2 rRNA genes (1 of these 2 running past the window's edge) are annotated in these 1,979 nt (G+C 55.4%); both read left to right on the top strand.

From position 1 onward, the window contains the following. Positions 1 to 1,708: ribosomal RNA gene (locus KVY23_RS24575) — 23S ribosomal RNA — on the top strand (it extends 1,554 nt beyond the left edge of the window). Between the two features lie 150 nt (positions 1,709 to 1,858). After that, a 5S ribosomal RNA gene (rrf, locus tag KVY23_RS24570) occupies positions 1,859 to 1,975 on the top strand. Positions 1,976 to 1,979 lie beyond the last annotated feature (4 nt).

Below are 1,979 nucleotides of genomic sequence, written 5' to 3'. Positions count from 1 at the left end.
CCAAGGGTTCCTGGGCCAGGTTAATCCGCCCAGGGTGAGTCGGGACCTAAGACGAGGCCGACAGGCGTAGCCGATGGACAACGGGTTGATATTCCCGTACCCGTGTGATCGCGCCCATGGTGAATCAGTGATACTAACCGCCCTGAATCTGCGTGACTGATCTCTTTCGAGAGTGAGGCGTGTGGTGGATGCGTGGGACCTGATCTGGTAGTAGCCAAGCGATGGGGTGACGCAGGAAGGTAGCTGGGCCAGTGAGTGGTTGTACTGGTGTAAGCCTGTAGGGCGAACGGTAGGCAAATCCGCCGTTCATACAAGCCTGAGAGGTGATGCGTAGCCGATTGAGGCGAATTCAGTGATCCTATGCTGCCGAGAAAAGCCTCTAGCGAGCTGTCACACGGCCCGTACCCCAAACCGACACAGGTGGTCAGGTAGAGAATACTAAGGCGATCGAGATAACTATGGTTAAGGAACTCGGCAAAATGCCCCCGTAACTTCGGGAGAAGGGGGACCTCGTTCGGTGATCACTCTTGCAGTGTGAGCTGGGTGGGGTCGCAGAGACCAGTGAGAAGCGACTGTTTACTAAAAACACAGGTCCGTGCGAAGTCGTAAGACGATGTATACGGACTGACGCCTGCCCGGTGCTGGAAGGTTAAGAGGACCGGTCAACTGCCCTTGTGGTGGTGAAGCTGAGAATTTAAGCCCCAGTAAACGGCGGTGGTAACTATAACCATCCTAAGGTAGCGAAATTCCTTGTCGGGTAAGTTCCGACCTGCACGAATGGCGTAACGACTTCTCAGCTGTCTCAACCATAGACTCGGCGAAATTGCATTACGAGTAAAGATGCTCGTTACGCGCGGCAGGACGAAAAGACCCCGGGACCTTCACTATAGCTTGGTATTGGTGTTCGGTTCGGTTTGTGTAGGATAGGTGGGAGACTGTGAAGCGGTGACGCCAGTTACTGTGGAGTCGTTGTTGAAATACCACTCTGATCGTATTGGATACCTCAACCTCGGACCATGATCTGGTTCAGGGACAGTGCCTGGTGGGTAGTTTAACTGGGGCGGTTGCCTCCTAAAATGTAACGGAGGCGCCCAAAGGTTCCCTCAGCCTGGTTGGCAATCAGGTGTCGAGTGCAAGTGCACAAGGGAGCTTGACTGTGAGACTGACACGTCGAGCAGGGACGAAAGTCGGGACTAGTGATCCGGCACCGGCATGTGGAAGCGGTGTCGCTCAACGGATAAAAGGTACCCCGGGGATAACAGGCTGATCTTCCCCAAGAGTCCATATCGACGGGATGGTTTGGCACCTCGATGTCGGCTCGTCGCATCCTGGGGCTGGAGTAGGTCCCAAGGGTTGGGCTGTTCGCCCATTAAAGCGGCACGCGAGCTGGGTTTAGAACGTCGTGAGACAGTTCGGTCTCTATCCGCCGCGCGCGTTAGAAACTTGAGGAAGGCTGTCCCTAGTACGAGAGGACCGGGACGGACGAACCTCTGGTGTGCCAGTTGTTCCACCAGGAGCACCGCTGGTTGGCTACGTTCGGAAGGGATAACCGCTGAAAGCATCTAAGCGGGAAGCCTGTTCCAAGATGAGGTTTCTCACCCCCACGAGGGGGTAAGGCCCCCGGCAGACCACCGGGTTGATAGGCCAGAACTGGAAGTCGGGTAACCGATGCAGGTGACTGGTACTAATAGGCCGAGGACTTACCCAAAAGAAACGCCACGCGTCCACTGTGCAATATCTGAAACAACACACGTTTCAGAACCACCAACAATTGAATGAACCAACACCCTCCAACCATCCCCACAAACGGGATGACAAGAGACTCTGTTGTGTTCCGTGTGTAACAGTTTCACAGAGTTACGGCGGCCATAGCGGAGGGGAAACGCCCGGTCCCATTCCGAACCCGGAAGCTAAGCCCTCCAGCGCCGATGGTACTGCACTCGACAGGGTGTGGGAGAGTAGGACACCGCCGAACACAA

The sequence above is a fragment of the Rhodococcus sp. I2R genome, from assembly GCF_020889545.1.
Classification (GTDB): Bacteria; Actinomycetota; Actinomycetes; order Mycobacteriales; family Mycobacteriaceae; genus Rhodococcoides.
Note: the sequence above shows the minus strand (reverse complement) of the source record. Positions and strands in the feature narration are given on the sequence as shown.